Here is a 1,445-nt window from a genome sequence, read left to right on the forward strand (position 1 = left end):
CGCACGGGGATCCGACCGGCTCCGCCAGGAACGCAGCAGCTCGGACAGGGACTCACCCTGCGAGTCATCGTCGCCGCGCCCGCCCCGGGAGTCCATGAAGCGAGATGTTAGATCACCCGATCACATGACATGCCTCACAACGCGCCCTGATACACAATCAAAGGATCAAGAGATCGTCATTCAGCGTAGCCAGACATAACGGATAGTTGATCTTTCACCTAACTGCGCCACCGACGCAACACCTAGAAGCCGTCAGAGATCGAGAGTCGAACCAGGTCGCCTCCCACCTCGCTTCGCACAGCGGAAAGACTCACCGTCCGTAACCGGAACTGACAGTTCCGGGCAGCGCGAGTTCCGCCCTCCTCCTGACATCCTCTTGCCATCGTTCACCAGCAAGATGGCGTACAGCCCAGGCCGAGGGGGGATTGCCATGCCCTTGCCAGAAATCGACGAAAGCCAAATTTTCAAATCGTGTGAGGAGCAGGTCGATCGTTTGCGTCTGCCATACCGCTTCAGCACCAGGGAATTGCGCGAAGCGATAGCAGCGTTTCGCGGGAAGCCCATCATCCTCAAGCCCCTGAGCACGCTCGGCGCGATCGACGCGCCGTGCGGCATACGCCTGGAGACGCCAGAGTCCGACCTCCTCTTCTACGAAGAGGGGACCTCGATTCATCACCAGCGACACATCCTCACCCACGAACTGTGCCATGTGTACTGCGACCATCCCGGAAGCCTGGAGGTCGACGCCTCTACGGCGCGTGCCCTCGGAGTAAATCCCACACTGGTGATGCGCATGTCGGGACGCACGAGCTATTCCACGGCAGACGAACGCGAAGCGGAGATGATGGCGACCGTAATTCGCCAGCGCATCTACCGAGAACGCGAATCCCCTCCCCGTCAGCCCGAGAAGGGATCGGACAGCTGGGACGCACTCTTCGCGCAGCCCATTAAGAAAGGTCGGTTCCGCTCACGATGAATGCCGTTTTCCTCGGGATGGCCTGCCTCCTCGCAGCGGCTGCCGGCTACTGGGTCCTCGGCCGGGGCACGCCGCGCCCCTCCGGAACGTGGGCCATGGGCGCCCTCCTCAGCTCCTTCGCCGTGGCCTTCGCCTCCTACGCGCCGCTGTTCGAGAACGCGGTCGAGGCGGTCGTGCCGCATGTGGCCCGGCTGCTGAGCAACTCCGCCTCCCTGGCGGCTGCCACCTCTGTCCTCGCCGTCTCCTTCCAGGTCAACCTGGAACCCGCGGAAGCGCGGCGGCGCATCCGCTTGCGCCTCCTCCTTCTCGCCGCATCCGTCTTCGGCATGACGGTGCTGTCCACGATTGAGCAGATGACGCACCGCTCGCCGCAGGTGTACGCGCTCTACCTGCTCCTCTTCATCTCCTACCTGGGCTTCGCCATCGTCGACTTCCTGCGGCAGGCCCTGCGGCAGTCGAAGTCGACCCG

General features: G+C 63.1%; 1 protein-coding gene and 1 pseudogene. Both read left to right on the top strand.

The genetic code is table 11. The features are described 5' to 3' along the window. Nucleotides 1–430: 430 nt before the first annotated feature. The gene (locus RB628_RS40570) at nucleotides 431–976 is read left to right on the top strand and encodes a regulator component (protein WP_318325659.1); all 546 of its coding nucleotides are present in this window, start codon (nucleotides 431–433) and stop codon (nucleotides 974–976) included. After that, nucleotides 973–1,445, top strand: a pseudogene (locus RB628_RS40575) (hypothetical protein); the annotation flags it as partial. The gene RB628_RS40570 and the pseudogene RB628_RS40575, both read left to right, overlap by 4 nt.

The organism is Streptomyces sp. ADMS (assembly GCF_033441795.1).
Taxonomy (GTDB): domain Bacteria; phylum Actinomycetota; class Actinomycetes; order Streptomycetales; family Streptomycetaceae; genus Streptomyces.